Annotated in this window: 26 protein-coding genes; 11 read left to right on the top strand and 15 right to left on the bottom strand. The window is 71.0% G+C overall.

The window, feature by feature from the left end; translation table 11 throughout:
- Positions 1-54: 54 nt before the first annotated feature.
- From MQP27_RS31500 to MQP27_RS31510, 3 genes are all read left to right on the top strand, one after another.
- Entirely contained in the window at positions 55-1,206 is a 1,152-nt protein-coding gene (locus MQP27_RS31500) for an acyl-CoA dehydrogenase family protein (RefSeq protein ID WP_242770106.1), read from the top strand.
- A 59-nt stretch (positions 1,207-1,265) separates the two neighbouring features.
- Positions 1,266-1,511 (top strand): YiaA/YiaB family inner membrane protein, encoded by a 246-nt coding sequence (locus MQP27_RS31505; protein ID WP_242770109.1) that lies wholly within the window; start codon positions 1,266-1,268, stop codon positions 1,509-1,511.
- A 94-nt stretch (positions 1,512-1,605) separates the two neighbouring features.
- Positions 1,606-2,232, top strand: coding sequence for a TetR/AcrR family transcriptional regulator (locus MQP27_RS31510; protein ID WP_242770112.1), 627 nt, complete (start codon positions 1,606-1,608; stop codon positions 2,230-2,232).
- A 10-nt stretch (positions 2,233-2,242) separates the two neighbouring features.
- Here MQP27_RS31510 and MQP27_RS31515 read toward each other — a convergent pair whose 3' ends face one another.
- Positions 2,243-2,704, bottom strand: a complete 462-nt coding sequence (locus MQP27_RS31515) for a MaoC family dehydratase (RefSeq protein ID WP_242770128.1) — start codon at positions 2,702-2,704, stop codon at positions 2,243-2,245.
- 92 nt (positions 2,705-2,796) lie between these two features.
- On the opposite strand from MQP27_RS31515, the gene soxR reads away from it, so the two are divergent.
- Complete coding sequence (gene soxR / locus MQP27_RS31520; RefSeq protein ID WP_242770131.1) at positions 2,797-3,282, top strand: redox-sensitive transcriptional activator SoxR; 486 nt, start codon at positions 2,797-2,799, stop codon at positions 3,280-3,282.
- Positions 3,283-3,301: 19 nt separating this feature from the next.
- On the opposite strand, the gene MQP27_RS31525 is transcribed toward soxR, so the two are convergent.
- From MQP27_RS31525 to MQP27_RS31535, 3 genes are all read right to left on the bottom strand, one after another.
- Positions 3,302-4,369: an RNA ligase (ATP) gene (locus MQP27_RS31525; protein WP_242770134.1), complete on the bottom strand. Its 1,068-nt coding sequence runs from the start codon at positions 4,367-4,369 to the stop codon at positions 3,302-3,304.
- 156 nt (positions 4,370-4,525) lie between these two features.
- Positions 4,526-5,245: a 3-keto-5-aminohexanoate cleavage protein gene (locus MQP27_RS31530; protein WP_242770150.1), complete on the bottom strand. Its 720-nt coding sequence runs from the start codon at positions 5,243-5,245 to the stop codon at positions 4,526-4,528.
- A gap of 58 nt (positions 5,246-5,303) precedes the next feature.
- Positions 5,304-5,906: a hypothetical protein gene (locus MQP27_RS31535; protein WP_242770153.1), complete on the bottom strand. Its 603-nt coding sequence runs from the start codon at positions 5,904-5,906 to the stop codon at positions 5,304-5,306.
- A 223-nt stretch (positions 5,907-6,129) separates the two neighbouring features.
- Between MQP27_RS31535 and MQP27_RS31540 the strand changes: the two genes are divergently transcribed.
- Positions 6,130-8,910, top strand: a complete 2,781-nt coding sequence (locus tag MQP27_RS31540; RefSeq protein WP_242770156.1) for a penicillin acylase family protein — start codon at positions 6,130-6,132, stop codon at positions 8,908-8,910.
- A gap of 39 nt (positions 8,911-8,949) precedes the next feature.
- Here MQP27_RS31540 and MQP27_RS31545 read toward each other — a convergent pair whose 3' ends face one another.
- Together MQP27_RS31545 and MQP27_RS31550 are read right to left on the bottom strand one after the other, a co-directional pair.
- Positions 8,950-10,269, bottom strand: coding sequence for a serine-threonine protein kinase (locus MQP27_RS31545; protein WP_242770159.1), 1,320 nt, complete (start codon positions 10,267-10,269; stop codon positions 8,950-8,952).
- Positions 10,270-10,350: 81 nt separating this feature from the next.
- Positions 10,351-11,586: an exo-beta-N-acetylmuramidase NamZ family protein gene (locus MQP27_RS31550; protein WP_242770162.1), complete on the bottom strand. Its 1,236-nt coding sequence runs from the start codon at positions 11,584-11,586 to the stop codon at positions 10,351-10,353.
- Positions 11,587-11,777: 191 nt separating this feature from the next.
- Here MQP27_RS31550 and MQP27_RS31555 point away from each other — a divergent pair, with 191 nt between their 5' ends.
- From MQP27_RS31555 to MQP27_RS31565, 3 genes are read left to right on the top strand one after another with little or no spacing between them, the layout of a single operon-like run.
- Positions 11,778-12,551 (top strand): SDR family oxidoreductase, encoded by a 774-nt coding sequence (locus tag MQP27_RS31555; RefSeq protein WP_242770165.1) that lies wholly within the window; start codon positions 11,778-11,780, stop codon positions 12,549-12,551.
- Complete coding sequence (locus MQP27_RS31560; RefSeq protein ID WP_242770168.1) at positions 12,548-14,215, top strand: class I adenylate-forming enzyme family protein; 1,668 nt, start codon at positions 12,548-12,550, stop codon at positions 14,213-14,215. The genes MQP27_RS31555 and MQP27_RS31560 overlap by 4 nt, the downstream gene beginning before the upstream one ends.
- Positions 14,216-14,262: 47 nt before the next feature.
- Positions 14,263-14,856 carry a TetR/AcrR family transcriptional regulator gene (locus MQP27_RS31565; RefSeq protein WP_242770171.1) on the top strand — a complete coding sequence of 198 codons (594 nt, stop codon included), beginning with the start codon at positions 14,263-14,265 and terminating at the stop codon, positions 14,854-14,856.
- On the opposite strand, the gene MQP27_RS31570 is transcribed toward MQP27_RS31565, so the two are convergent.
- A complete protein-coding gene (locus MQP27_RS31570) occupies positions 14,853-15,602 on the bottom strand; it encodes a response regulator transcription factor (protein ID WP_242770174.1) in 750 nt (249 codons plus the stop codon). The genes MQP27_RS31565 and MQP27_RS31570 overlap by 4 nt on opposite strands.
- 44 nt (positions 15,603-15,646) lie before the next feature.
- The gene (locus MQP27_RS31575; protein ID WP_242770177.1) at positions 15,647-17,638 is read right to left on the bottom strand and encodes a sensor histidine kinase; all 1,992 of its coding nucleotides are present in this window, start codon (positions 17,636-17,638) and stop codon (positions 15,647-15,649) included.
- Positions 17,639-17,823: 185 nt separating this feature from the next.
- Between MQP27_RS31575 and MQP27_RS31580 the strand changes: the two genes are divergently transcribed.
- Complete coding sequence (locus MQP27_RS31580; protein WP_242770180.1) at positions 17,824-18,393, top strand: LGFP repeat-containing protein; 570 nt, start codon at positions 17,824-17,826, stop codon at positions 18,391-18,393.
- 64 nt (positions 18,394-18,457) lie between these two features.
- Here MQP27_RS31580 and MQP27_RS31585 read toward each other — a convergent pair whose 3' ends face one another.
- The 7 genes from MQP27_RS31585 to MQP27_RS31615 all read right to left on the bottom strand — a co-directional run bounded on the left by MQP27_RS31585 (position 18,458) and on the right by MQP27_RS31615 (position 23,563).
- A complete protein-coding gene (locus MQP27_RS31585) occupies positions 18,458-19,672 on the bottom strand; it encodes an acyl-CoA dehydrogenase family protein (protein ID WP_242770183.1) in 1,215 nt (404 codons plus the stop codon).
- 6 nt (positions 19,673-19,678) lie between these two features.
- The gene (locus tag MQP27_RS31590; RefSeq protein ID WP_242770186.1) at positions 19,679-20,710 is read right to left on the bottom strand and encodes a phosphotransferase family protein; all 1,032 of its coding nucleotides are present in this window, start codon (positions 20,708-20,710) and stop codon (positions 19,679-19,681) included.
- A 176-nt stretch (positions 20,711-20,886) separates the two neighbouring features.
- Complete coding sequence (locus tag MQP27_RS31595; protein ID WP_242770189.1) at positions 20,887-21,183, bottom strand: hypothetical protein; 297 nt, start codon at positions 21,181-21,183, stop codon at positions 20,887-20,889.
- A gap of 146 nt (positions 21,184-21,329) precedes the next feature.
- Positions 21,330-21,653 (bottom strand): DUF202 domain-containing protein, encoded by a 324-nt coding sequence (locus tag MQP27_RS31600; protein WP_242770192.1) that lies wholly within the window; start codon positions 21,651-21,653, stop codon positions 21,330-21,332.
- Positions 21,650-22,042 carry a YidH family protein gene (locus MQP27_RS31605; RefSeq protein ID WP_242770195.1) on the bottom strand — a complete coding sequence of 131 codons (393 nt, stop codon included), beginning with the start codon at positions 22,040-22,042 and terminating at the stop codon, positions 21,650-21,652. The genes MQP27_RS31600 and MQP27_RS31605 overlap by 4 nt, the downstream gene beginning before the upstream one ends.
- Positions 22,043-22,105: 63 nt before the next feature.
- Positions 22,106-22,630, bottom strand: coding sequence for an NUDIX hydrolase (locus MQP27_RS31610; RefSeq protein WP_242770198.1), 525 nt, complete (start codon positions 22,628-22,630; stop codon positions 22,106-22,108).
- A gap of 39 nt (positions 22,631-22,669) precedes the next feature.
- Positions 22,670-23,563, bottom strand: a complete 894-nt coding sequence (locus MQP27_RS31615) for a DMT family transporter (RefSeq protein ID WP_242770201.1) — start codon at positions 23,561-23,563, stop codon at positions 22,670-22,672.
- A gap of 399 nt (positions 23,564-23,962) precedes the next feature.
- Here MQP27_RS31615 and MQP27_RS31620 point away from each other — a divergent pair, with 399 nt between their 5' ends.
- Positions 23,963-24,904, top strand: coding sequence for an amino acid adenylation domain-containing protein (locus MQP27_RS31620; protein WP_242770204.1), 942 nt, complete (start codon positions 23,963-23,965; stop codon positions 24,902-24,904).
- 32 nt (positions 24,905-24,936) lie between these two features.
- Positions 24,937-26,475: an APC family permease gene (locus MQP27_RS31625; RefSeq protein ID WP_242770209.1), complete on the top strand. Its 1,539-nt coding sequence runs from the start codon at positions 24,937-24,939 to the stop codon at positions 26,473-26,475.
- Positions 26,476-26,567 lie beyond the last annotated feature (92 nt).

A 26,567-nucleotide genomic window follows, 5' to 3' on the forward strand; every position in this document is an offset into this window, starting at 1 on the left:
AAACTAGCAGTGCTAATTTAAATGTGCGGGATCTCGATTGGGGTGACTGGTCTCATGAATCTGGAGCTCAGCGACGAGCAGGAGGCCGTCCGGCGGCTCGCCCGGGACTTCGTGGACCGTGAGATCGCCCCGCACGTCATCGCCTGGGACCGCGCCGAGGAGGTCGACAGGTCGATCGTGAAGAAGCTCGGCGAGGTCGGCTTCCTCGGCCTGACCGTCGACGAGGAGTACGGCGGCTCGGGCGGCGACCATCTCGCGTACTGCCTGGTCACGGAGGAGCTGGGGCGCGGCGACTCGTCCGTGCGCGGGATCGTGTCCGTCTCGCTCGGGCTGGTCGCCAAGACGATCGCCGGGTGGGGGAGCGAGGAGCAGAAGCGGCGGTGGCTGCCCGGGCTGACCTCGGGCGAGTACGTCGGCTGCTTCGGCCTCACCGAGCCCGGCACCGGCTCCGACGCCGGCAACCTCACCACGCGCGCGGTCCGCGACGGCGAGGACTACGTCGTCAACGGCACCAAGATGTTCATCACGAACGGCACCTGGGCCGATGTCGTCCTGCTCTTCGCCCGCTCCACCGACGCCCCCGGCCACAAGGGCGTGACCGCCTTCCTCGTGCCGACCGACACCCCCGGCCTGACCCGCCGCACCGTCCACGGCAAGCTCGGCCTGCGCGGCCAGGCCACCGCCGAGCTGGTCCTGGAGGACGTACGGGTGCCCGCCTCCGCGATGCTGGGGGAGGAGGGCAAGGGCTTCTCCGTCGCCATGTCGGCCCTCGCGAAGGGGCGGATGTCGGTCGCGGCGGGCTGCGTCGGGATAGCCCAGGCCGCCCTCGACGCGGCCGTCCGGTACGCCGGTGAGCGCGAGCAGTTCGGCACGCCGATCGCCGGGCACCAACTGGTCCAGGAGCTGATCAGCGACATCGCCGTCGACGTGGACGCGGCCCGGCTGCTGACCTGGCGGGTCGCCGACCTGATCGACCGCGGGCAGCCCTTCGCCGTCGAGTCCTCCAAGGCCAAGCTCTTCGCCTCCGAGGCCGCCGTCCGGGCCGCCAACAACGCCCTCCAGGTCTTCGGCGGCTACGGCTACATCGACGAGTACCCGGCGGGCAAGCTGCTGCGCGACGCCCGCGTGATGACCCTCTACGAGGGCACCAGCCAGATCCAGAAACTGCTCATCGGCCGTGCCCTGACGGGGATTTCGGCGTTCTGAGTAGCGTCTAGGTACGTGCGCGGATGTGGTAACGGCCACATCCGTCGACCCTTGTCCTCATGAGTGACACACCGGGCAAGCAGCAGAACACGGCCGCCTTCTACGGCCAGGCCGTCGCCTCCTTCGCCGTCGCGATGGCCGCGACCGCCATCGGCATCTTCAAACTCCACGCCGACGCCTGGGTACGGGCCTTCCTCGCGATCGCCGTCCTGTACCTCGTCACCTCCGCCTTCACCCTCGCCAAGGTGATCCGCGACCGGCAGGAGGCCACCGAGCGCGCCTTCCATCCCTTCGAGAAGCTCTGAGGACCCTCCGAAAAGCTCTGAGCGGCCACGCTAAGCGGTTGCTCACCTTCGGCTGTATGGTTGTGTCCCTGTCGGTGAGAGGGGCGAACGAGCGATGAGTACGGCGGAGGAGACGGCCGGCGGCGAAGTGGCGCCGTGGGGCGAGGTCACGCCCGACGCGGCCCGGCGATTGCTGATGGCCGCCGTGGAGGCCTTCGCCGAGCGCGGCTACCACGCCACGACGACCCGTGACATCGCGGGCCGCGCCGGCATGAGCCCGGCCGCGCTCTACATCCACTACAAGACGAAGGAAGAGCTCCTCCACCGCATCAGCCGGATCGGCCACGAGAAGGCGGTGGACATCCTGCGCACCGCGGCCCGCCGCGAGGGCACCCCGGCCGAGCGGCTCGCCGACGCGGTCAGCTCCTTCGTACGGTGGCACGCGGGCGGCCGTACCACCGCCCGGGTCGTGCAGTACGAGCTGGACTCGCTCGGCCCCGAGGCCCGCGCCGAGATCCTGGCGCTGCGCCGGCAGTGCGACGCCGAGGTGCGCGGGATCATCGAGGACGGCATCGCGGCCGGCGAGTTCGACGTCCTGGACGTCAAGGGGACGACGCTCGCCGTGCTCTCGCTCTGCATCGACGTGGCCCGCTGGTTCAACATCGAGGGCCCCTGGACGCCCGACGAGGTCGGCGCGCTCTACGCCGACCTCGTGCTGCGGATGGTGGGAGCGGGCAAGTGACCGCTCCCGCTCAGAGGTAGTAGCGCGAGACGGACTCGGCGACGCACACCGGCTTGTCGCCGCCCTCGCGCTCGACGCTGAAGGCGACGGTCACCTGGACGCCGCCCGCCACGTCGTCGACCCCGGTGATCACCGCGGTGGCCCGCAGCCGCGAGCCGACCGGCACGGGCGAGGGGAAACGCACCTTGTTGGTGCCGTAGTTGACCCCCATCTTCACGCCCTCGACCTGGATCAGCTGCGGGCCGAACAGCGGCAGCAGCGACAGCGTCAGATAGCCGTGCGCGATGGTCGTCCCGAACGGACCGGCGGCGGCCTTCTCCGGATCGACGTGGATCCACTGGTGGTCACCGGTGGCGTCGGCGAAGAGATCGATCCGCTTCTGGTCGACCTCCAGCCAGTCGGTGTACCCCAGCTGCTCGCCCACCGCAGCCTTCAGCTCGTCGGCGCCCGTGAAGACCCTCGGCTCTGCCATGTCCCGCCTCCTCGTCCCAAAATGCTAAGCGACTGCTTAGCATGGTAGGCCTCGGGGTCTGTGTCAACGGAAGCCTGGGTAGGCTTCGAGGGGTGCCTCAGATTCCAGAGAAGATCCACGAGCTCACGGTCGGCCAGCTCGCCGCGCGGAGCGGCGCCGCCGTCTCCGCCCTGCACTTCTACGAGTCCAAGGGGCTGATCAGCAGCCGCCGCACCGCGGGCAACCAGCGCCGCTACCACCGTGACGCGCTGCGCCGGGTGGCCTTCGTCCGCGCCGCCCAGCGCGTCGGCATCCCCCTCGCGACGATCCGCGAGGCCCTCTCCGAACTCCCCGAGGAACGCACCCCCACCCGCGAGGACTGGGCCCGTCTCTCGGAGACCTGGCGCTCCGAACTGGACGAGCGCATCAAGCAGTTGAACCGCCTCCGCGACCACCTCACGGACTGCATCGGCTGCGGCTGCCTGTCCCTGGACACCTGTGTGCTGTCCAACCCGGACGACGTCTTCGGCGAACGGATGACGGGCTCCCGGCTGATGGTGGAGCGACGGGAGAACCGCAAGCAGCGGCGGCAGTGCTAGGCCGGCCGCCGCTGTGCGGTCACTCGTACTCCGTGCCGCCCTTGCGGGTCAGATACGCCGGGCTGACTGCCTTCGCGATCGCCCGGCCCCCGGTCACCGGGCTGTACCGCTCGACCGCGGGCCGGATCACCACGCCCTCGCGCAGATGCAGGCCCCGCCCCGACACCGTCTCGCGCCCGCTCGCGACCTCCAGCACCCGCTCGATGTCGTACGGCCCCTCGTACAGTCGGGGCACCAACGGCAGCTCCCCGTCGAGCAGTTCGGCCGGATCCAGCCAGCGCACCGTGCCGTCGATCTCCGCGGAGACGTCGAACACGGCGTACCCGAGGCTCTCCCGCCGCCCGTCGGCGCCGTACGTCAGGTCCTGCACCCCCGCCCCGTACACCTCGCCGAAGATCCCGACCCGCCGCGCCCCCAGCCGCTCGGCCAGTCGCGCCGCGACCTCGGCGACCTGGTGCCCGTGCACCGCGCGCCAGTACAGATTGCGCGGATCCTCTTTCAGGGCAAGGGACTTGGCCCCGAAGCCCTTGGAGGAGACGAGCGCCCGGTCGGCGTCGGCGAGCCAGGTCAGCAGGCAGGCCGAGCCGTGCAGCTTCTCGGTCAGGACCACAGCCTCGCCCGGTTCGAAGACGTCCGGAAACCGCTGGATGTTCTCGATGTCCACCCAGGGCAGCAGATCGGGCGCGGATTCCACCTCCCCGCTCATCGTGGGCGGGATCGGCGGCACCCACTTGGTGATGCCCAGCCGCTCCGCGAAGTCCGTCCCGTCCAGCGCCGCCCGCGCGAGGTCGACGTCGGCCAGCGCCTTCGGCCGGCACACGATCCCCTGCGACAGCTCACCGCGCAGCCGCACCGCCTTCACCCGGTTCGCGTCGCTCCCCGCCAGCCGCCCGGTCAGCCCCAGCTCCTCGATCAGACCGGCCGGCAGCACGGACTGCTCCGGGATGTAGACGGCGGTGTCGCCGGTGCGGAACGCGCCCTTGGCGACGACGGCCCGGTACAGGCCCACCTGGGCCAGTTCGAGGGCGTCGGCGTTCGGATGCTCGTGGACGGTCAGCACTTCGGCGGTGACGCGCAGCGTCGACATGGGACACCTCGGTTCCTGGATCGCTCAGTTCGGTTTCATCGCCTCCCAACTGTCCTGACGGGAAAGGGGTGGAGCGAGTGGATTAGCCCTTGCTAGCGTGGGGATCTTCGGCCGGCGGGTTCGGGTGCCGCCCGGCTTCGTGGCGGTGAAGACGGCTCACCCGTACTGGAGCAACCCCTCGGCCACCAACTGAGCGTTGGACAGGGCCCGTTGTCCGTCCGGCAGGAGCAGGGTGTCCTCCAGGCCGATGCGGGTCGCCAGGCCCAGCCGCCCGGCCAGCCGCAGCACCGGCCAGGCGCCGCCGTCCTCGCCGTGCAGGAGGATCGGGCGGCCGTGGGCCGGGCCGAGCGCGGCCAGCAGAGTCTGGGCCGTCCGCTCGGCCGTGTCGGCCGAGGTGTTCGTCACCTCGGCGAGGACGCGCAGAACTCGCGGGCCGAGCGGTGAGGCTCTGAAGCGGGCCGCGCCGTCCGTGCCGGACCAGATGCCGGCCTCGACGCCGACGCCCAGCTCCAGCAGCGCGGCGGCGATCTCCTCGGCGCCCTCCTCATGCCAGTTGACCGAGGCGTGGTCGGGGAGGGCGGACAGGCCGGCCCAGCTCCGTATCCGCGCGAGGCGGGCCGCCGGATCCGGCTCCGCCCACGCGCCCGTGGTCACACCGACCGGCACCGACACCCGCGCCCGGATCGCCGCCAGCGTCGGCGCGAGCACCTTGGGCGACAGGGAGTCGTCCCCGCACGGGCTCTTGGGATGGACGTGCACGTCCGTGGCCCCGGCCGCGACCGCCCGCGCCGCGGACTCGGCCATCGCCTCGGGAGTCAGCGGAACCATCACGCCGTCGGCGGACCCCCGCGGCCCGTTGAGACACACCTGCACCATGCCCTTGATCTTCCCGGACAAATAGGGGGTGCGGCATCCCCGGCGCACCCCCGCCGTGCTAGGCCGACACCAACAGCCTTCCGCGCCTTGCGTCCGCCAGGGCCTCGGGCTTGAGCACGGGCCGTGGTACGAGAATTCCGCAGTGAGTGCACACCGGACCCGCCGAGGGTTCGTGGTCCAGGTCGTACTTCCAGCTCAGCCGCTCCCCGCCGCACACCGGGCACCCCGAGCCCGGTTCGCGCTCCAGGGCGGAGATCAGCCGGCGCAGTACCTCGGCCAGCGGCTCACGGGGGTGCACCCGCGGGTCGTCGCACCAGGCGACACCGAAACCGCCCCAGGTCAGCCGGTGCCAGTCGTCCACAGTGCCCGGCCTGCGCAGTCCATCGTGCTTTTCCTTCCGGCGCCGCTCGGCGAAGTCGACCTCATAGGCCAGCCACACCGAACGCGCCTCCTCCAGCTCCTCCAGTGCGGCCACGAGCCGCGCCGGGTCGGGAGAACGGTCCTCGGGACCGAAACCTGCCCGGGAGCACAAGTGGTCCCAGGTCGCCCTGTGCCCGTAAGGAGCGAACCGCTCCAGGCACTTGCGCAGTGAGTACCGCCGCAGTGCCAGATCGCACCGCGGATCGCGGACCTGTCTCGCCAGACTCCGGAAACCGGCCATCGCCCTGCACCTCCGTCACACCTGCACCTGTACTTCGGTCACTTCGGCGTCGTCGTACGGACGTCGCCGAATAGACGTATCGACAAGCGATTCGGCTCCATCCGATTTCCGATGACCCCCATAAGCCATCGCACCGAGTACCAAAACTTGACGCATGTTCATCTTCCAACCCGGGGATACCGCCGGTAACGTCCCGGCTCACCCCCCGTCGGTTGGAGCTGCCATGCCACGACGTACCGCGCGCACCACCCTTGACAGACTGAGAACTCCCGGCAGGCTCACCGGGTTCCTGAAGGGCGCATCGATATGCGCCCTGATTGCTGCTCTTTTGTCCCCGCTCGCCCAGGCACCGGCGGCGGCCGCGGCCTCGAACGACTACTGCGGCGGCCAGTGTTCCGACATCCTGCCGCCCGGCGAGAACGGCAACGCGACCCTCGCCCAGATCCTCCTCAACCAGGCCTTCGGCTCCCAGCCCGACCACGCCGAGGACCAGCTCGGCCCCTACGCCAACCTGGCCAAGGGCTACTCCGGACTCACCGACGCGACGATCAACACGTTCTTCAACGACTCGTCGTTCGGGGTCGCTTCCGATCAAGTCGCCTCCACTGAGAAGCCCGCCAGCCGCACCGACGTGACGATCGTCCGCGACAAGAAGACGGGCGTACCGCACATCACCGGTACCACCAGATACGGCACCGAGTTCGGGGCCGGGTATGCGGCCGCTGAGGACCGGCTGTGGCTCATGGATGTGTTCCGGCACGTGGGACGCGGCCAGCTGACCACCTTCGCCGGCGGCGCCGCCTCCAACCAGGGCCTGGAGCAGGAGTTCTACCGCAACGCCCCCTACTCCGAGGCCGACCTCCAGGCGCAGATCGACAACGCCGTGGCGAACAACGGCGCCCGCGGCCAGCAGGCCCTCGCCGACGCCAACGCCTACCTCGACGGCATCAACTCCTACATCGACGCCTCCGACAGCGGCCGCTACTTCCCCGGCGAGTACGTCCTCACCGGCCACAAGGACTCCATCACCAACGCCGGCACGATCGACCACTTCAAGCTCACCGACCTCGTCGCGCTGGCCTCCGTGATCGGCTCCCTGTTCGGCTCCGGCGGTGGCGGCGAGGTCAACAACGCGATCTCGCTCATCGCCGCCCAGTCCAAGTACGGCGTCGAGGAGGGCACCAAGGTCTGGGAGTCCTTCCGCGAACGCAACGACCCCGAGGCCGTCCTCACCGTCCACAACGGCGAGAGCTTCCCGTACGCCACCAAGCCCGCCACCGCGCAGGGCGAGGCACTGCCCGACGCCGGTACGGTGACGACCGAACCGCTCGTCTACGACGCCACCGGCACCGGTGCGAGCCAGTCCGCCACCGCCGCCTCCGAGACGGCGACCGCGACCGCCCTCAGCTCCGCCAAGCGAGGCATGTCCAACGCCCTCGTGGTGAGCGGCAAGTACACGGCCAGCGGCCACCCCATCGCCGTCTTCGGCCCGCAGACCGGCTACTTCGCCCCACAGCTGCTCATGCTCCAGGAGATCCAGGGCCCGGGCATCAGCGCCCGCGGCGCCTCCTTCGCGGGCCTGAGCATGTACGTCGAACTCGGCCGCGGCCAGGACTACTCGTGGTCCGCGACCACCTCCGGCCAGGACATCATCGACTCCTACGCGGTCGAGCTGTGCCAGGACGACTACCACTACCTCTACCACGGCACCTGCACCGCCATGGACAAGGTCGAACAGAAGAACTCCTGGTCACCGACCACGGCCGACAGCACGGCCGCGGGCTCGTACACCATGAGGGTCTGGAAGACCAAGTACGGCCCCGTCGAGTACCGGGCGACCGTCGGCGGCAAGAAGGTCGCCTACACCACCCTGCGCTCCTCCTACATGCACGAGGCCGACTCGATCATCGGCTTCCAGATGCTCAACGACCCGAGCTACGTGAACAGCCCGCAGACCTTCCAGAGCGCGGTGCAGCACATCAACTACACCTTCAACTGGTTCTACGCCGACTCCTCGCACACCGCCTACTACAACAGCGGCGACAACCCGGTGCGCGCGAGCGGCGTCGACGCCGAGTTCCCGGTCTGGGGCCAGGCCGCCTACGAGTGGAAGAACTGGGACCCCACCACCAACACCGCCGACTACACGCCCGCCTCGGCCCACCCCAACTCCATCGACCAGGACTACTACATCTCCTGGAACAACAAGCAGGCCCTCGACTACACGACCGCGCCCTGGGGCGACGGGTCGGTCCATCGCGGCAACCTGCTGGAGGACCGGGTGAAGAAACTGGTCGCGGCCGGCGGGGTCACCCGTACGAAACTCGTGCAGGCGATGGCCGACGCGGCTCTCGCCGACCTGCGCGCCGAGGACGTGCTGCCGAAGCTGCTGAAGGTCATCAACAGCAGCACGGTGACCGACTCCACGGCCGCGGCCGCGGTCAGCAAGCTCCAGGCCTGGGTGACCGCGGGCGCCAAGCGCACCGAGACATCGGCGGGTTCGAAGACGTACGCCAACGCCGACGCGATCCGCATCCTCGACGCCTGGTGGCCGCTGCTGGTGAAGGCCGAGTTCCAACCCGGCCTCGGCAGCGACCTGTACACCGCCTTCAGCAACAACCTGCCGATCGACGAGTCCCCGTCGGCCGCGCACGGGCCCACCGGCTCGCACGCGGGCAGCTCCTTCCAGTACGGCTGGTGGAGCTACGTCGACAAGGACATCCGCTCGGTGCTCGGCGAGACGGTGAAGGGCCCGCTGGCGGAGCAGTACTGCGGCGGCGGGGTCCTCAGCTCCTGCCGGGACATCCTCATCAGCACCCTGAAGACGGCGGCCGGCACCTCGGCGTCGACGGTCTACCCCGGGGACTCGCTGTGCTCGGCGGGGGACCAGTGGTGCGCGGACTCGATCGTGCAGCGGACGCTGGGCGGGATCAAGCACTACAACATCAGCTGGCAGAACCGGCCGACGTTCCAGCAGGTGGTCGAGTACACGTCACACCGGTGACATGTGACATGTGACATGTGACATGGTACTGACGGTGGGTCAGATCACTCGGCCCGCCGTCAGTACCACCCGAGCCAGTTCGGCGTGCACGATGTCGCTGTGCGCCCCGGTCGGCGGGCCCCCGCGGTTGACCACCGCGGCCGCGTCGACGTTCACGCATCCCGAGGTGGGGAGCTTTCCGCCCAACGCGCCCGCCAGGTCCAGCCGTTGGGTGCCCGGCACCGCCTGCACCCCGTCGTGGCCCATCGCCCCCCACTCGGGGCCGAGCGTGTGTCCCAGGTCGAAGCCCGTGACCTCGTTGTTCACCCCCGCCATCCGCGAGGCCAGCGGGTACAGCGTGCCCAGCGCCTGGTCGAAGTGCGAGTAGCAGCACACCAGGGGGCCGTCGATCCGGTTCTGCTGCCCCTGCAACACCCCGCCCGTGCGGGCGTCCTGGGGCAGCCGGGACGCGAACGCGTAGTGGGAGAAGGCCCCTTGGAGCAGTGTCACCGACTTCACCGTGTGCACGCCCTCGGGCAGCCCGCGCAGCGCGAACGACACCAGCCGCCCGCCGAAGCTGTGCCCGACCAGATGCACCCGCACCGCCGGGGCCGCCGCGGCCAACTGCCCCACCACCCGGCCGAGTCCACGCTCGCCGACGGTGCCCGCGCGCCGCTTCATCGCGTAGTACGTCGCCTGCCGCAGCAGTTCCTTGGCCCCGTCCCACGGGTTCGGCAGCGAGAACCCCTCCGTGTCACCGCCGGACCGCAGGGACGCCAGCGCTTGCGCGAACTCGTCGCACAGTGTCGCCGCGTCCCCGGTGAACAGCACCGGCTCGCTCTGCGGGACGCCCTCCGCGAGGGTGTCCGCCGCGAACAGCGGCTGCGGTCCGCCGGGTACGACCTCCACCAGCAGCCGCACCAGCCGCCCGAACTCGTCGAGTTCGTTGTCCGGCCGCTGGTCCAGCATCCGCGCGATCTGGTCGACCACGGTGGCCCGCCCCGGGAACGCCTCCAGCAGCGCGTGCCGGGTGTCCTTGTCGAGCACCGGCGCCGGGGCCGCCTCCGCCTCCATGGCCACCACCGACTTCGGGAAGTCGGGGATCGGCTCGTCGCAGAACCGCATCGACGGCCAGACGACACCCACGTATCCGATCTTCGCCTTCGGCGCGAGCCTCGGGATCGGGGTGAAGAACTTCCGGTAGAGGGCGGTGGCGCCCGAACGGTCGTTGTTCCAGCCGTGCGCGAAGACGATCAGATCCTTGACGCCCTTCGTGGGGACCTCGGCGAGCAGCCGCTCGCGCTCCCGCCCGTCCGGGTCCCCGTCCGCGTCGAAGGTCAGCTCCCAGTAAGGAGTCACGCTCATTGCCGGCTGTGCCATGACTGGCCCCCTCGTCCCCCGTAGCGGTGCGATGTGGGCGCATCGTCCTCCTGCCGGGCAAGGATGGCCATACGGCGCGAGTCACTTGTAGAGGAGGTATTCCTTTCGAATCCGCCGGAATCCCGCGAGTTCCTCCTGCCAGCCGTCCACCACCTCGTCGGTGTCCGCACCCGCGTCGATCCGCGTCCGCACCCACGAGGAGCCGGTGAGCTTGTCGATCCAGTTGTCGGAGCGCCAAGTGAAGCCGCTCCACACCTGCTTGGCGGTCACCAGGAGGGCGATTCCGGTGCGGACGGGGTCGTACGCGGTCCGGTCGTGCACATGGATCTGTACGCCGCCGATGGTCCTGCCCTGGAACTTGGAGAAGGTCGGCGCGAAGTACGCCTCCCTGAAGTGCACGCCGGGCAGGGCGAGTTCCCCGAGCGCGGCGGCCCAGCGGCCGTCGATGCCCTCCGCGCCGAGGAGTTCGAAGGGGCGGGTGGTGCCGCGGCCCTCGGAGAGGTTGGTGCCCTCGAACATGCAGGTGCCGGAGTACACGAGCGCGGTGTCGGGGGTCGGCATGTTGGGGCTGGGCGGGACCCAGGGGAGGGCGGAGGCGTCGTAGAACTCCGAGCGCTTCCAGCCCGTCATGAGGACCGTCTCCAGCGGGACGGGGGTGGCGAGGAACTCCCCGTTGAACAGGCGGGCGAGCTCCGCGACCGTCATCCCGTGCGCCTGGGAGATCGGCTGCCTGCCGACGAAGGTCGCGAACTCCTTGTGCAGGACCGGGCCTTGGGCGGCGCGGCCGGTCACGGGGTTCGGGCGGTCCAGCACGACGAAGCGTTTGCCGGCGAGCTGGGCGGCCTCCATGCAGTCGTAGAGCGTCCAGATGTACGTGTAGAAACGGGCGCCGACGTCCTGGATGTCGAACACGACGGTGTCCACGCCGGAGGCGGTGAAGATGTCCGCCAGGGGCCGGCCGCTTTTCAGGTACGTGTCGTAGACGGGGAGGCCGGTGGCGGGGTCGTCGTAGCGGCCTTCGGAGCCGCCGGCCTGGGCGGTGCCGCGGAAGCCGTGTTCTGGGCCGAAGACGGCGGTGACGTCTACGCGGGGGTCTTTGTGCATGACGTCGACGATGTGGTGGACGTCTCGGGTTACGCCCGTGGGGTTGGTGACGACTCCGACGCGTTGGCCTTCGAGTTGCGCGTAGCCGGTTGCCGCGAGGCGTTCGAAGCCGGTGTGGAGGCTGCCGTGGCGGTCGGCTGCCGTGGCCGGTGTTGCGGAGAGTGCTGTTGCTGCCGTTGTCGCTGCGAGGAGGGCTCGTCTGGATAGGCGCATGGGGGGCAAGGTATTGCTCCCACGGGTTGTGTGGAAGCTGCGGGTGGGTCGTGGCTTGTCGCGCCCACGCGGCGGAGCCGCAAATCGATACAGCCCCGCGCCCCTTTGGCGGCGTGGCAGTCGGGCCTTTCCTCATACATACCGACCGGTTAGTCTGGGCCGCACCGCAGAGCCGCAGTCGAAGGAGACCGATGGTGGGAGCCGTTCAGGGTGCCGGTGTGGTTGTCACGGGGGCCGGAGGAGGTATCGGGGCCGCCCTTGCGCGGCGGTTCGCCGCTGAGGGGGCCCGGGTCGTCGTGAACGATCTCGACCCTGAACGGGCCAAGGCCGTTGCCGATGAGGTCGGGGGAGTTGCCGTGCCTGGTGATGCCTCCGCGATCGTCGGCGATGCGCGGGACGCTCTCGGTGGGGTCGTCGACGTCTACTGTGCCAACGCCGGTGTCGCCTTCGACGACGGGGACGTGGAGAAGGGGCTCGACGAGAAGTCCTGGGCCACCTCCTGGGACGTCAATCTCATGGCTCATGTCCGGGCCGCGCACGAGCTGCTTCCGGGGTGGCTGGAGCGGGGGAGTGGGCGGTTCGTCTCGACCGTTTCCGCGGCCGGGCTGTTGACCATGATCGGGGCGCCCTCCTACAGCGTCACCAAGCACGGCGCGTACGCCTTCGCCGAGTGGCTGTCGTTGACGTACCGGCACCGGGGGATCAAGGTGCACGCCATTTGTCCGCAGGGGGTGCGGACCGACATGCTGGCCGCCACCGGCAGCGCGGGGGATCTGGTGCTGCGGCCCACCGCCATCGAGGCGGCGGACGTGGCCGACGCGTTGTTCCGGGGGATCGAGGAGGACCGGTTCCTGATCCTGCCGCATCCCGAGGTCGCGCAGTACTACCGGGCCAGGGCCGGCGATCCCGATCACTGGCTCGGCAACATGAACCACCTGCAGCGGAAGTGGGAGGAGGCGCGATGACCGAGTCCCGTTACGCCGCCAAGCCCTGGGTCGCGCTGCTCAACGAGGCGCAGAAGGCCGACATCCATCCCCTCGACTCGCTGGTGCACGCGCTGCGGCGGGCCGTCGACGAGGATCCCGAGCGCGTCTTCCTCGCCTACTTCGACGGGCGGCTGAGCTACCGCGAGGTCGACGAGCTGAGCGACTCCGTCGCCGGGCACCTGGCCTCGCGGGGGCTGGAGCGCGGGGACCGGGTGGCGATCCTGCTGCAGAACTCGCCGCTCTTCGTGCTCGCCCTGCTGGGCGCCTGGAAGGCGGGCGCCATCGTGGTGCCGGTCAACCCCATGTACAAGTCGGGGGAGGTTGGGCATGTGCTGCGGGACGGCGAGGTCACCGCGCTGATCTGCTCCGACCGGGCCTGGGAGTCGTATCTGCGCGACACCGCCGCCGACTCGCCGGTGCGGATCGTGCTGACCGGGTGCGAGCTGGACTTCCAGACCCGTGGGGACGCGCGCGTGCTCGGCTTCGAGCGGCTGCCGCAGGCCGGTGACGCCGCCGATCTGACGACCGTGGCCCGCGCCGGGTACGCGGCGCCCGAGGGCCGTGACCTCACCCCGTCCGACATCGCGCTGATCAGCTACACGTCGGGCACCAGCGGCACCCCCAAGGGCGCCACCAACACGCACGGCAACATCATGCACAACGCCGAGCAGCAGAGCGTCGGGATCGCCCTGCCCGAGGCGCCGGTGTACTTCGCGATGGCGCCCCTGTTCCACATCACGGGCATGGTGTGCCAGCTCGGCGGCTGTCTGAACAGCGCGGGCACGCTCGTCCTCGCGTACCGGTTCGAGGCCGGTGTCGTCCTCGACGCGTTCGCCGAGCACCGGCCGCACTACACCGTGGGTCCCTCGACGGCCTTCATGGCGCTGGCCGCGCACCCGGCCGTCACCCGCGAGCACTTCTCCTCCTTCGAGGTGATCTACTCCGGCGGGGCGCCGCTGCCGCCCGCCCTGGTGGAGAAGTTCCGGGCGGACTTCGGGCCGTACATCCGCAACGGCTACGGCCTGACCGAGTGCAGCGCGCCCTGCGCCTCCGTGCCTCCGGGTCTGCAGGCGCCGGTGGATCCGGTCTCCGGGACGCTGGCCGTCGGACTGCCGGTCCGGGACGCGATCGTCCGTATCGTCGACGAGCAGGGCGCCGAGGTGCCCTTCGGGGAGCAGGGCGAGATCGTCGTCAGCGGCCCACAGGTCGTCCCCGGCTACTGGCGCCGCCCCGACGCGACCGCCGAGACCTTCCCGGACGGCGAGCTGCGCACCGGCGACATCGGGTTCATGGACGAGCAGGGCTGGCTGTACGTCGTCGACCGCAAGAAGGACATGATCAACGCGTCCGGCTTCAAGGTGTGGCCGCGGGAGGTCGAGGACGTGCTGTACACGCACCCGGCGGTGCGCGAGGCGGCCGTCGTCGGGGTGCCGGACGGGTACCGCGGGGAGACCGTGAAGGCGTACATCAGCCTGCGGCCGGGCGCCGACACGGACCCGGATGAACTCGCGGTGTACTGCAAGGAGAGACTGGCCGCCTACAAATACCCGCGGCAGGTGGAGATCCTGCCCGACTTGCCGAAGACGGCAAGTGGGAAGATCCTCCGTCGGGAACTCCGTTCCCGCGGGCAAGCAGGCGAATAGCACACCCAGGAACACGGCAGAACGCTCGGAAGGCAGGTGGCGGCAGGGTGCCCAGGACGACGGACGGTGACGGTACGCCCGTCCCGCAGCGGCTGCTGGCCGCCGCCACCCGGCTCTTCGCGGAGCAGGGCTACGACCGCACGTCCGTGCAGGAGATCGTCGAGGCGGCCGGCGTCACCAAGGGGGCGCTGTACCACTACTTCGGCTCCAAGGACGACCTCCTGCACGAGGTGTACGCGCGCGTGCTGCGGGTCCAGCAGGAGCGGCTCGACGCGTTCGCGAACGCCGACGAGCCGATCGAGAAGCGGCTGCGGGCGGCCGCGGCGGACGTGGTCGTCACGACGATCGAGAACCTCGACGACGCGATGATCTTCTTCCGCTCCATGCACCACCTCAGCCCGGAGAAGAACAAGCAGGTACGGGCGGAGCGGCGGCGCTACCACGAGCAGTTCCGGGCGCTGGTGGAGGAGGGGCAGGAGGCGGGCGTCTTCTCCCGGGCCACCCCGGCCGACCTGGTGGTGGACTACCACTTCGGCTCCGTCCACCACCTGTCGACCTGGTACCGGCCGGACGGGCCCATGGGCGCGCAGGAGGTCGCCGACCATCTGGCGGACCTGCTGCTGCGGGCGCTGCGGCCCTAGGACTCCGGGGCTGTGGGGCCGAGGCCGGCCTCGCGGGCCCAGGCCGCCGCCTCGGCTCGGTCGGCGACGCCCAGTTTGGCGAGGACGGCCGACATGTGGTTGCTGACCGTCTTCGGGGAGAGGCCGAGGCGGGCGGCGACCGCGGAGTTGGGGTGGCCCTCGGCGATCAGCGTCAGTACGTCACGCTCGCGCGGGGTGAGCGTGGGACACGGGTCGGGCGGGGGTGCGGGGCGGCCCAGCTGACCCAGCACCCGCCGGGCCACGCCGGGGCCGAAGATCGCCTCGCCCGCGGCCACCGCCCGGATGGCCCGTACGATCTCGTCCTGCCCGGCCCCCTTGAGCACATAGCCGCGGGCGCCGGCTCGCATGGCCGCGAACACCGAGTCGTCCTCCTCGACCATGGTGAGCATCAGCACCGCGACCGACGGGGCGACCCGGCCGATCTCCCGGGTCGCCTCGATGCCGTTCTGGTCGGGCATCCGGATGTCCATCACGACGACGTGCGGACGCAAGGTCACCGCCGCCCGCACGGCCTCCCGCCCACTGGCGGCCACCCCGACCACCCGCACCCGCGGACTGCCCTCCCGCACCGACTCCAGCAACGCGGCGAGCCCGGTACGGACAACGGGATGATCATCGGCAAGCACGACCCGCAGCGCATCCCCCTCGCCGCTGTGCCGTCGCGTTGTGCGGTCCGGCGCCGGTGTCGCGGCTGTTCGGCCTTGTCCGTCCTGGGGTGTCGTCATGGCGTCCCCCTCCGTCCGTCCGTGCCCGTCGGCCCGCTGTGTCGTCACGTCGTTCCTCCCAGCGGAAGCGTCGCCGTCACCCGGCCCCGGCCCGCCACGCAGTGTCCGCCGAGTTCCGCCGCGCGTTCCTGCATCGACGTGATGCCGACGCCCGGCTGCCACTCCGTCTCGTCGGGCGCGGGTGAGCCGTCGTCGCACACCTCCAGACGCAGGCCGTCGCCTATCTCGATCCGCAGGTCCACCCTCGACGCCCGGGCGTGCCGGGCCGCGTTGGTGAGTGCCTCGACCGCGATCCGGTACGCGGCCACCTCCACCGCGGCGGGCAGCGCCGGCAGCCGCTCGGGCGCCCGGATCCGCACCTGGAGCGGTACGCCGTCGGCCCGCCAGGACAGCAGCGCCGCCCGCTCCCGCAACGCGCCGAGCAGCCCCAACTGGTCCAGGTCCGGCGGCCGCAGCCCGTCCACCAGCCGGCGCACCTCGACGACCGCGCCCCCGATCTCCGCCCGCAGCTCGGCCAGCAGCGCGCCCGCCCGTTCCTGGTCGAAGGCCAGCAGATTGCGCGCCGCGTCCGTCTGGAAGGCCGCGCCGGCGAGCGTCGGCCCGAGCCCGTCGTGCAGGTCCCGCCGGATCCGCCGCCGCTCCTCCTCCCGCGCGGCCACGATCCGCTCCCGCGACAGCTGCAACTGCCGGGACAGATCGGTGGCGTGCAACGCGGCGGCCAGGGGTACGGCGAGCAGCTCCAGGACGGCCAGATCGGCGGGCGCGGGCTGCTGCTCGCCGGGGCGCAGGCCGACGACCAGCGCGCCGACCGTACGCCCGTCGTAGTCGAGGGGCACGGTGTGCAGGAGGTCGCCGGGCACGCCCCAACTTCCCTGCGCCGCACCCGACTTCGCCTCCACCCGGACGTACGGCAGCCGCAGTGCCTCGCCCACCGCCTCCGGCACCGCGCCGATACCGGTCCCCGCCAGCCGCTCACCGATCCGCGAGACCGCGCGCACCGGGTCGTGCCGGTCGCCGTACAGGGCCCGGTCCACCGTGCGCTGGAGCAGCCGCCGGGCCGGTTCGAAGCCCAGGGCCAGGACGACGGTGATGAGGGCGGGGCCGAGGAGTTCGGGGCGCGGGTCGAGCAGCGACTGGAGGAACGTGACGAGACCGACGTAGGCGGCGACCACGCCGACGGTGAGCGCGCCGTACAGCAGGCTGCGGGAGACGACGAGACGGATGTCGAGCAGTTCGTGGCGGACGACGGCGATCATGATGGCGATGGGCATGGCGAGGGTGCAGTACGACGTGTAGACCGGCGGGAAACCGAAGATCTGCAGCACGAGGCTCAGCGCCAGCGGCATCATGCCGGCGATCAGCCACAGCATCCGGCGCCGGTCCTGCTCCCCGCCGCGCCGGTAGCGCAGGATCATCACGCCGCACACCGCCACCAGCAGGAGGCAGGAATCGGCCGTCTGGAGGTTTCGCAGCAGGGGCAGCGAACCCGCCGGCACCGGCAGGTAGGAGGCCTGGGCCGCGGTGCCGCGGAACAGGCCCCAGTCGGCGCGTCCCCAGACCGCCAGACTGAGGGGCAGGACGGCGACCTGGGCGACCAGCACCCAGCGCCAGCGGCGGTCGGGCAGTCGTCCGTCCGGGAACAGGAGGAACACGAGCACGAACGCCGTCGTGCCGACGATCCACGTGTGCCGTCCGACGGTGGTGAGCGCGCCCAGGACCTCCCGCGGCCAGCCCGCCTGAAGTCCCGCGACGGCCAGCCCGATCGACAGACCGGTGAAGGCGTGTCCCAGCCCGTAGGCGGTCAGCAGCCAGCCTATGGGGTTGCGGGGCCGCTGCAGCGCGATCACCGTGCCGCACACCGGGTAGGCGAAGCCGACGGCCAGGTCGATCACCATGTCGTAGCGGATCAGGTCCCCTGGAGTGACCCCCGCCACGGCCAACGCCCCCACACCCACGGCCACTTGGAGCAACGCCAGCCCCAGCAGCACGTACGCCGTCACCGCGCGCCGCCGTGTCCGCCCGTGCCGGTCCTCCATGTGCGTCATCGTCCCGGTTCGCGCACCCGGGTGTCACGGGAACGGTTCCCGGTCCACCCGGGAGAGGTTCCGGGGCGTGCCCGGTGGATTCCTCTCAACTCCCGGCCGGTGCGGGCGCGATGCTCATGGCAGTGGCACGGCGGGACGGCCCGCCGGCCCGAACTGATCGACGGGGGAGAACAACCATGCTTTCACTGAAGCGGCGTGCCGCGGGGGTCGTACTGGGATCGCTGCTCGCACTCGGCGGCACGGCGGCGGTACCGGCCGTGGCCGACGCTCCGCAGATGCCCGCGAAGAAGCTGTGCCTGGGCGACCACCGTATCGACAACGCCTTCATCTACCGTCGCTGGCAGCAACTGGGCGGCTCGGACGGCGCCATGGGCTGTCCTGTGAACGACAACTTCACCCTCCCCAACGGGGCCGAGCGGCAGACCTTCGAGCACGGGCAGCTGGCCTGGTCGCCCGACCAGGGGCACCGGATGGTGGTGGCCGCCTGGCAGGACGGCGGCTACGCCTACTTCACGTGGGGCCCGACGGACCCGTACCACTACGACACCTTCCTGGTGCGCTACACCAGTGCCGCCAACCCGTTCGGCACCCAGAAGGAGCTCGGCAAGGGCAACCACGGCGGGATGTGGGTGCAGCGGCGCACCACCGGCAGCTACAAGTTCGTCGTCGAGGGCTGCGACACCGGCACCTTCGGCCACACCTGCCGGCAGGGCTGGACGACTTCCGTGCGCACCTACCCGTACTGACCGCGGGGACGGGGGAACAGGGCCGGTGCGGACGTGGGGGACGTCCGCACCGGCCGTCGTACCGCTACAGGTACTTCTTCAACTCCCGCCGCGCCAGCGACCGCTGGTGCACCTCGTCCGGGCCGTCGGCCAGCATCAGGGTGCGGGCGCCGGCGTAGAGCTCGGCCAGCGGGAAGTCCTGGCTGACGCCGCCCGCGCCGTGCAGCTGGATCGCGCGGTCGATGATGTCGACGACCGTGCGCGGGGTGGCGATCTTGATGGCCTGGATCTCGGTGTGGGCGCCGCGGTTGCCGACGGTGTCCATCATCCAGGCCGTCTTGAGGACCAGCAGGCGCAGCTGCTCGACGGCCACGCGGGCGTCCGCGATCCAGTTCTGGACGACGCCCTGCTGGGCCAGCGCCTTGCCGAACGCCGTGCGGGAGACCGCCCGCCGGCACATCAGCTCGATCGCCCGCTCCGCCATGCCGATCAGGCGCATGCAGTGGTGGATCCGGCCGGGGCCGAGCCGGGCCTGCGCGATGGCGAAGCCGCCGCCCTCCTCGCCGATCAGGTTGGTGACCGGCACGCGCGCGTTGTCGAAGACCACCTCGGCGTGGCCGCCGTGGTAGTGGTCCTCGTAGCCGAAGACCTGCATCGCGCGCCTGACCGTGACGCCCGGGGTGTCGCGGGGGACCAGGACCATGGACTGCTGGCGGCGGATGTCCGGGCCGTCCGGGGCCGTCTTGCCCATCACGATGAAGATCCGGCAGTCCGGGTTCATCGCCCCGGAGATGTACCACTTGCGGCCGGTGATGACGTACTCGTCGTTCTCCCGCCGGATGTGCGTGGTGATGTTGGTGGCGTCGGAGGAGGCCACCTCGGGCTCGGTCATCGCGAACGCCGAGCGGATCTCGCCCGCGAGCAGCGGCTCCAGCCACTGCTTCTTCTGCTGCTCGTCGCCGAACTGGGCGAGCACCTCCATGTTCCCGGTGTCGGGCGCCGCGCAGTTGAGAGCGGTGGGCGCCAACTGCGGGGAACGGCCCGTGATCTCGGCGAGCGGGGCGTACTGGAGGTTGGTGAGTCCGGCGCCGTACTCGCTGTCCGGGAGGAAGAGGTTCCACAGGCCCTGCCTGCGTGCCTCGGCCTTCAACTCCTCGACCACGGCCGGGGTGTCCCACGGGGACGCCAGCGCGGCGCGCTGCTCCTCCGCCACCGCCTCGGCCGGATAGACGTACTCGTCCATGAAGGCGAGCAGCTTGGCGCGCAGTTCCTCGGTGCGCGCGTCGAACGCGAAGTCCATGGTCCGTCAGCCTTCCTGAAGGGTCGTCAGACCGTGCTCGATGAAGACGGGGACCAGGTCCCCGATGCGGTCGAAGCCCCGGCCGACCGTCTGGCCCAGCGTGTAGCGGTAGTGGATGCCCTCGAGGATCACGGCGAGCTTGAACCAGGCGAACGCCGTGTACCAGGAGACCGACGAGACGTCACGGCCCGAGCGCGCCGCGTAGCGCTCGATCAGCTCGGCCGGAGCCGGGTGGCCGGGGGCCTCGGCGGTGGTGGAGACGGGGGAGTCGGGCATGCCGAGCGGCATGCTGTACATGACCAGCAGTCCCAGGTCGGTGAGCGGGTCGCCGAGCGTGGACATCTCCCAGTCGAGGATCGCCCTGATGCGGTCGTCCTCACCGATCAGGACGTTGTCGAGGCGGTAGTCGCCGTGGACCACGGTGGGCGCGGGGGAGGCGGGCAGCCGACGGCCCAGCGTCGCGTGCAGCTCGTCGATGCCGGCCAGCTCGCGGTTGCGGGAGGCGTCCAACTGCTTGCCCCAGCGGCGCAGTTGGCGGTCCAGGAAGCCCTCGGGGCGGCCGAAGTCGGCGAGTGCGACCTCCGCCGGGTCCACCGCGTGCAGCTGCACGAGCGTGTCCACCAGGGACAGCACCGCGCCCCGGGTGCGCTCCGGGCCGAGCGGGGCCAGCTGTTGGGCCGTGCGGTACGGGGTGCCCTCGACGAACTCCATGACGTAGAACGGCGATCCGGGCACCGCCTCGTTCTCGGGGTTCTCGCACAGCAGCACCGGCTTCGGCACCGGCACGTCCGTCGCGTGCAGCGCGCTGATCACCCGGTGCTCGCGCTTCATGTCGTGCGCGGTGGCCAGCACATGGCCGAGCGGGGGCCGTCGTACGACCCACTTCGAGGTGCCGTCCGAGACCGCGTACGTGAGGTTCGACCGTCCGCCCTCGATCAGCCGGCCGGACAGCGGGCCCCGCACCAGGCCGGGGCGCTCACGGTCGAGCAGGGCCTGCAGCCGGTCGAGATCGAGACCTGGCGGGTGGTCGGGGCTCATCGGTGCTCCTTCGCGGGCGCGTGGACGGGACGCGTCCCATCATGCCGACTGGTCGGTATGTCGTCCAGTGCGGGGGCCCAAAGTGATCGGGGCCACCAAGTGATCGGGGCCACCATAGGCCGACAGCTCCCCGCCGGGTGCGGCGGGGAGCTGTCGGTGGGTGGATCCCGGACAGGTCAGTGGTCGTCCCAGTGGCCCTCGTGGGAGGCGTGGCGGTGGCCGTCGTGGAGGTAGTCGACGTGGTCGCCGTGCAGCACGCTCTCGTGACCGCAGTCCTCGCCGTGGCGGTGGTCGTGGCCCTCGTGCGCGATGTGCCCGTCGGGCTCGCACTCGTCCCAGTGGCCGCCGTGTTCGCGGTGCAGGTGGCCGCCGTGGGCGTAGTCGACGTGGTCGCCGTGCGGGACGGCGGTGTGGCCGCAGTCGGGGCCGTGGGTGTGGTCGTGGGTGGTGTGTTCCTGGTGGAGGGTGGTCATGGGGACAGGCTGCCACGAGGGTGGGATATTTCCGGGCATCTGGAGCATTGCGGTTGCGAGGTGTTCTGTTGTCTGCGGCGCCGTCGTGGCTGGTCGCGCAGTTCCCCGCGCCCCTAAAAGGGGCGCGTTCATGCCCCCCTGGATCGTCAGAGCACCAGCGCTGCCCCGCACGCCGCCATCGCCGCCGTGCACAGGATTGCCGCCGTTGCGTGACGGGGGGCCAATGCGCGGGGGACGGGGGTCGCGGCCAGGCTGCGGATGCGGTGGTGGGCCAGGAACAGGAACGTCAGCCACAGGGCGCAGATCAAGGCGCAGGTCACGACGCTCGCCGCCGACACGCCTCCGTGCAGGGCCGTCTTCATGGCCAGTACCGCCGCCACCGTCGCCGCCAGGGTCGTCCGGCGCCATGCCAGGCGGGTTCGTTCCGGCTGGAGGCCGGGGTCGCGTTCCTCGGCCGCTGCCGTCCTCATCCCTCCCACCCGACCAGCACCACGACCACCATCGCCACCGCCACCACGGCCACAACCAGGCTGAGGAGCGCCGGGAAACGGGACACCGGCAGGTCCTCGCCGCGGCGCATGGCCCGCTCGCAGCGCATCCAGTGGTTGACCGCCCGCAGGGAGCACAGGACGCCGGCGCCGAGCAGCGCAAGGGCCAGGCCCACGCGCCACGCCCAGCGCAGGTCCGGCAGGAACTGGTCCACCGCGAAGCCGCCGCCGATCAGGGCCATGGCCGTGCGCAGCCAGGCCAGGAAGGTGCGCTCGTTCGCCAGGGAGAAGCGGTAGTCGGGGGTGTCGCCTTCCTCGCGGATCTCCTGGGGCTCGAACCAGAGGCGGACGTTCCGTGCGAATTCGATCACGGGCTGGACTTTATCCCCCGGCATCCGCCGGAATCCCTTGGCATCCCCCAGCACCCCCCGGCCTCATTCCGCTGTCGCGGCCCGGTGCTCCTTCAGGCGCTCGTAGGCGGCCAGCCCGTCCGGCACCCACTCCCATTCACCCAGCCGCCGCTCGACCTCCGCCTCCGGGAGGAAGTCGTACCAGGCCACCTCCTCTGCCTGCGGCCGGACCGGGAGTTCGCAGCGGACCTCGTACACCGCCGACCACCAGCTCTGGCCGGTTCCGTTGTCGTACAGGAACTTGAAGAGGAAGCGCGGGGCCGGCAGGCCGGTGACGCCCAGTTCCTCCTCGGCCTCGCGCAGGGCGGCCTCGTCGTAGGACTCGCCGGCGCCGACCACTCCGCCGACGAACATGTCGTACAGGGAGGGGAAGACCAGCTTGGTCGGGGTGCGGCGGTGGACGAACAGGCGGTCGTCCGCGTCCCTGGCCAGGATGAAGGCGCAGCGGTGGCGCAGACCCTGCGCGTAGGCCTCGCCGCGCGGGGACCGGCCGATGACCCGGTCGTTCTCGTCGACGATGTCGAGGATCTCGTCAGCTGGAGTCGTCATGCCGCCATCCAAGCAGTACGGCGGCGAGGGCGTCCGGCGTCAGTTCGGCTGGAGGTCCCTGACCCGCTCCGGCTTGCCCGCTCCCGTCGGCATGCACGGGTGCAGGCCCAGCAGGACGATGCCGCCGACGATCGCCGCGAGCCCGACCGCCTCCCAGGCCAGCGCGCCGGTGTCGGTGCGCAGCCGGTCGCCCAGGAAGCCGACGCCGCAGGCGATGCCCGCGAGCGGCTGGGCCGCGGTCAGGGCGGGCAGCGACATGCGCAGGGGTGCCGTCTCGAAGGCACTCTGGACGAGGACCAGGCCGGTGACCCCGAGCGCGAGGACGGCGTACGGCTGCCAGCCGGTCAGCAGCTCGATCAGGCCGCCCTCGGAGAAGCGCTGGCCGCTGACCCGGGTGAGGGCGTCCTGGAGGCCGTAGAGGACACCCGCGGCCAGCGCGAGGAGGACCGGGCCGGAGCTCAGACGGGAGCGCTTGGCGTACGTCGTGAGCAGGAGGGCGAGGCCCAGCATCGCGCCGATGATCAGCCAGTGGCGGAAGGGGTCGGTGACCGCGCTGCCGCCGCGCGGCTCGCCCGCGACGATGAAGGCCGTGACACCGCCCGCGAGCAGCAGCAGACCGGTCCAGCCCTGCCGGCCGAGCGACTGTCTGGTCTGCCGGCGGGAGAGGGCGAGGGCGAAGAGGAGGTTCGTGGCGAGCAGCGGCTCGACCAGGGAGACCTCGCCCTGGCTCAGCGCGACGGCGCCGAGGACCATGCCGACCACCATCAGGCCGATGCCGCCCAGCCAGCGCGGCACCCGCATCAGGTCGAGCAGCAGCCGGGGCGAGAGGAAGTCGCCCAGGGGCGCGTGCTGGGCCGCGTTCTGCTGGAGCACGAAGCCGAAGCCCAGGCAGCAGGCAGCGCTCACGGCGAGAACGAGAACCAGGACGGACACGCTGCGTACCTCGATCGGATAGGCCGGGCCACGGGGTGCGTAGTGGGTGACTGTAGCGTCCCAGAGCCCGGCTTGCCCCTGGGAGTGCCCGGATCCGGGCAGTCGGATCGGTCACGGTGCCCGGCGATCGGGGACGGTCGGGGGCGGTGGCGCGGCCGTCCCGCCATGGTGAGGGGCAAGGGAGGCGCGCGCCATGGCGTACGCCACACCCGCGGCGCCCGGCGGCCGGTCGACGGTGGTTGTCCGGAATACAACTACCCCGTCCGTAACGGAAGTTGACGCGTGTAACAGCCATGCGACCCTTGACTTGAACCATTGGCTGCGGGTTTGCTGTGCGTGATCAGTTGACGGCAATCCGAAACCTTGACGCCGAGGCGCGTCACGTGAGGAAGTCCCGCGGTGTCACCTCCCCCGCCACCCCTGGGCCGGGCCCGCAAGCGAGCTGCCCTGGCCCTCGACACGGCTCTGGACGACGCCGAACTCGTCGCCGCCCGGGCCGCCTTGGCGCAGGGCCGGTGGCAGGTCGCACGCTCGCTGCTCGTGCACACGGGTGATGACTGGGACCGCCGTGGACACCGGGCCGTCGTCCTCGCACAGGAACGGCACAGCGCCGCCTGGGCCCGGGACTGGCTGGTCGCCGAACCCGACTCCGGCGACGCCGCCCTGCTGCTCGCGCTGGCCCTGGTCGAGCGGGCCCGGCAGGGCAAGGAGAAACCGGACCGCGCCCGCGAGGCCTGCCGGGAGGCCGCCACACTGCTGCCCGGCGATCCCACCCCCTGGCTCGGCCTGCTCCTGCTGGAGCGGACGTGGGCGGAGACCGAGCGGCTCTTCGGGGAGATCCGGGTCCGGTACGCCGACCACCACCACGCCCACCACCTGATGATCGCCCGCCTCGCCGAGCAGCACCCCGGCGCCGGCCCGGACCCGCTGCACGAGGTCTACGACTTCGCCAACTGGGCCGCCGAACAGGCCCCCGCCGACTCCCCGCTCGCCATCCTCCCGGTGATCGCGCACGCCGAGCGCTACCGCGTGCTGGCCACCGCGGGACACGAGCCCGCCGACCCCGCCGCCTCCGGCCACTGGACCGGACGCCGGGCCCGGCAGGTGATGAAGGCCGCCTTCGACTGGTGGCTGGAGTGGGAGCACGAGGGGCACCCGCGCCGCCTGGTCGACCTCAACTACCTCGCCCACGCGAAGGTCTGCGAGGGCCGGGGCGCCGAGGCCGCGGCCCTGTTCCACCGGATCGGCGAGCACCCCACCGCCGCCCCTTGGTCGTACCCGGGCCGGGATCCGTACTCCGCCTTCCGTGCCGCGCGGGCCGCCGCGCTCGGCACGGCGTGAAAGACCGACGTCGAGACAAGGATGGTCCTGCGATGACCACGGACAACCCCAGCGCGAGCAGATCCGCCGCCGGGATCAGTACGTTCAAGGGGCAGGAGCGCGCCCTGCGCGCCGACCGCCTCGGCACCGGGGGCCTGCTGCTCTCCGTGCTCGCCGCCACCGCCCCGCTCATGGTGGTCGCGGGTGTCATGCCCACCACATTCGCGGTGATGGGCATCGTCGGCCAGCCGCTCCTCTTCGTCGCCCTCGGCGTGGTGCTGGTCCTCTTCAGCGTCGGATACGCCGAGATGAGCCGGCACGTGCACAACGCCGGCGCCTTCTACGCGTACATCTCCCGGGGACTCGGCGGCACCGCGGGCGCGGGCGCCGCGCTCGTCGCGCTGGTCGCCTACAACGCCCTCCAGGTCGGCATCTACGGCATCTTCGGCTTCGAGGTCTCCGGGCTGATCGCCAAGTACGCCGACGCACAGGTCGCCTGGTGGATACCGGCCCTGGTGGCCCTCGCGGTCGTCGGCGCGCTGGGCTGGCTGAAGATCGACATCAACGCGCGCGTGCTCGGCGTACTGCTGGTGATCGAGGTGATCCTGGTGGTGATCTTCGACTTCGCGGCCATCGGCGACCCGGCGAGCGAGGGCCTGTCGCTGCACGCCTTCAACCCGGACACGCTCACCGGCGCGGGCGTCGGCACCGCGCTGTGCTTCTGCATCGCGGCCTTCCTCGGCTTCGAGCAGGCGCCGGTGTACGCGGAGGAGACCAGCCGGCCGCACATCCTGGTGCCCCGGGTGATGTTCTTCGCCGTCGCGGGCGTCGCCGTCTTCTTCGCCGTCAGCAGCTGGGCCCTGACCGTCGCCGCGGGCCCCTCCGAGGTGGTCGGCGTGGCTCGGAAGGAGAGCGCCGGGATGCTCTTCACCCTGACCGACGACCGGCTCGGCTCCACCTTCACCGACGTCCTGCACATCCTCTTCGTGACCGGCATGTTCGCGGCCCTGCTCAGCTTCCACAACGTCGTCGCCCGCTACACCTTCGCCATGGGCCGCGAGGGCCTGCTGCCGGCCGCCTTCGGCCGTACGACCGGCTCCAGCGGCGCCCCCGGCACCGGCTCCCTGCTGCAGACGGCCGTCGCCGCCGTGATCGTGATCGTCTTCGCGATCGCCGACGACAAGCCCACCGGCGACCCCACCGCGCCCGTGCTGCACCTGTTCACCTGGTTCGGCAACATCGGCGCGCTCGGCGTGATCCTGCTGATGGCCGCGGCCTCGGTGTCGGTGATCGTCTTCTTCGCCCGGCGCGGCGCCGCGGGCGCCCAGGCCTGGCGCCTGGGCACCTCCGCGCTCGCCGCCGTCGCCCTGCTGGTGATCGCCGGCTACACCGTCAAGGACTTCGACGTCCTGGTCGGCGCGGGCCCCGACTCGGCCCTGAGCTGGGTGCTGCCCGGCACCGTGTTCCTCGCTCTGGTCGTCGGCCTCGTCCAGGGCCTGGTCCTGCGCTCCCGCGCCCCCGAGCGGCACGCCCGCATCGGCCTCGGCAACGAGGCCTTCCAGCTGGACAAGGCGGCACAGGAGGCGTCGTAGTCCGGAGCGGATTTCTGAGAACGCCGTAAGAAGTGATTACGGAACCCTGACGAGCATCCGCGATTCCTGGTCCCGCCGGGGTCGCGGGTGTT

This window comes from Streptomyces cylindrosporus, assembly GCF_022698165.1.
In the GTDB taxonomy this organism is placed as follows: Bacteria; Actinomycetota; Actinomycetes; order Streptomycetales; family Streptomycetaceae; genus Streptomyces; species Streptomyces cylindrosporus.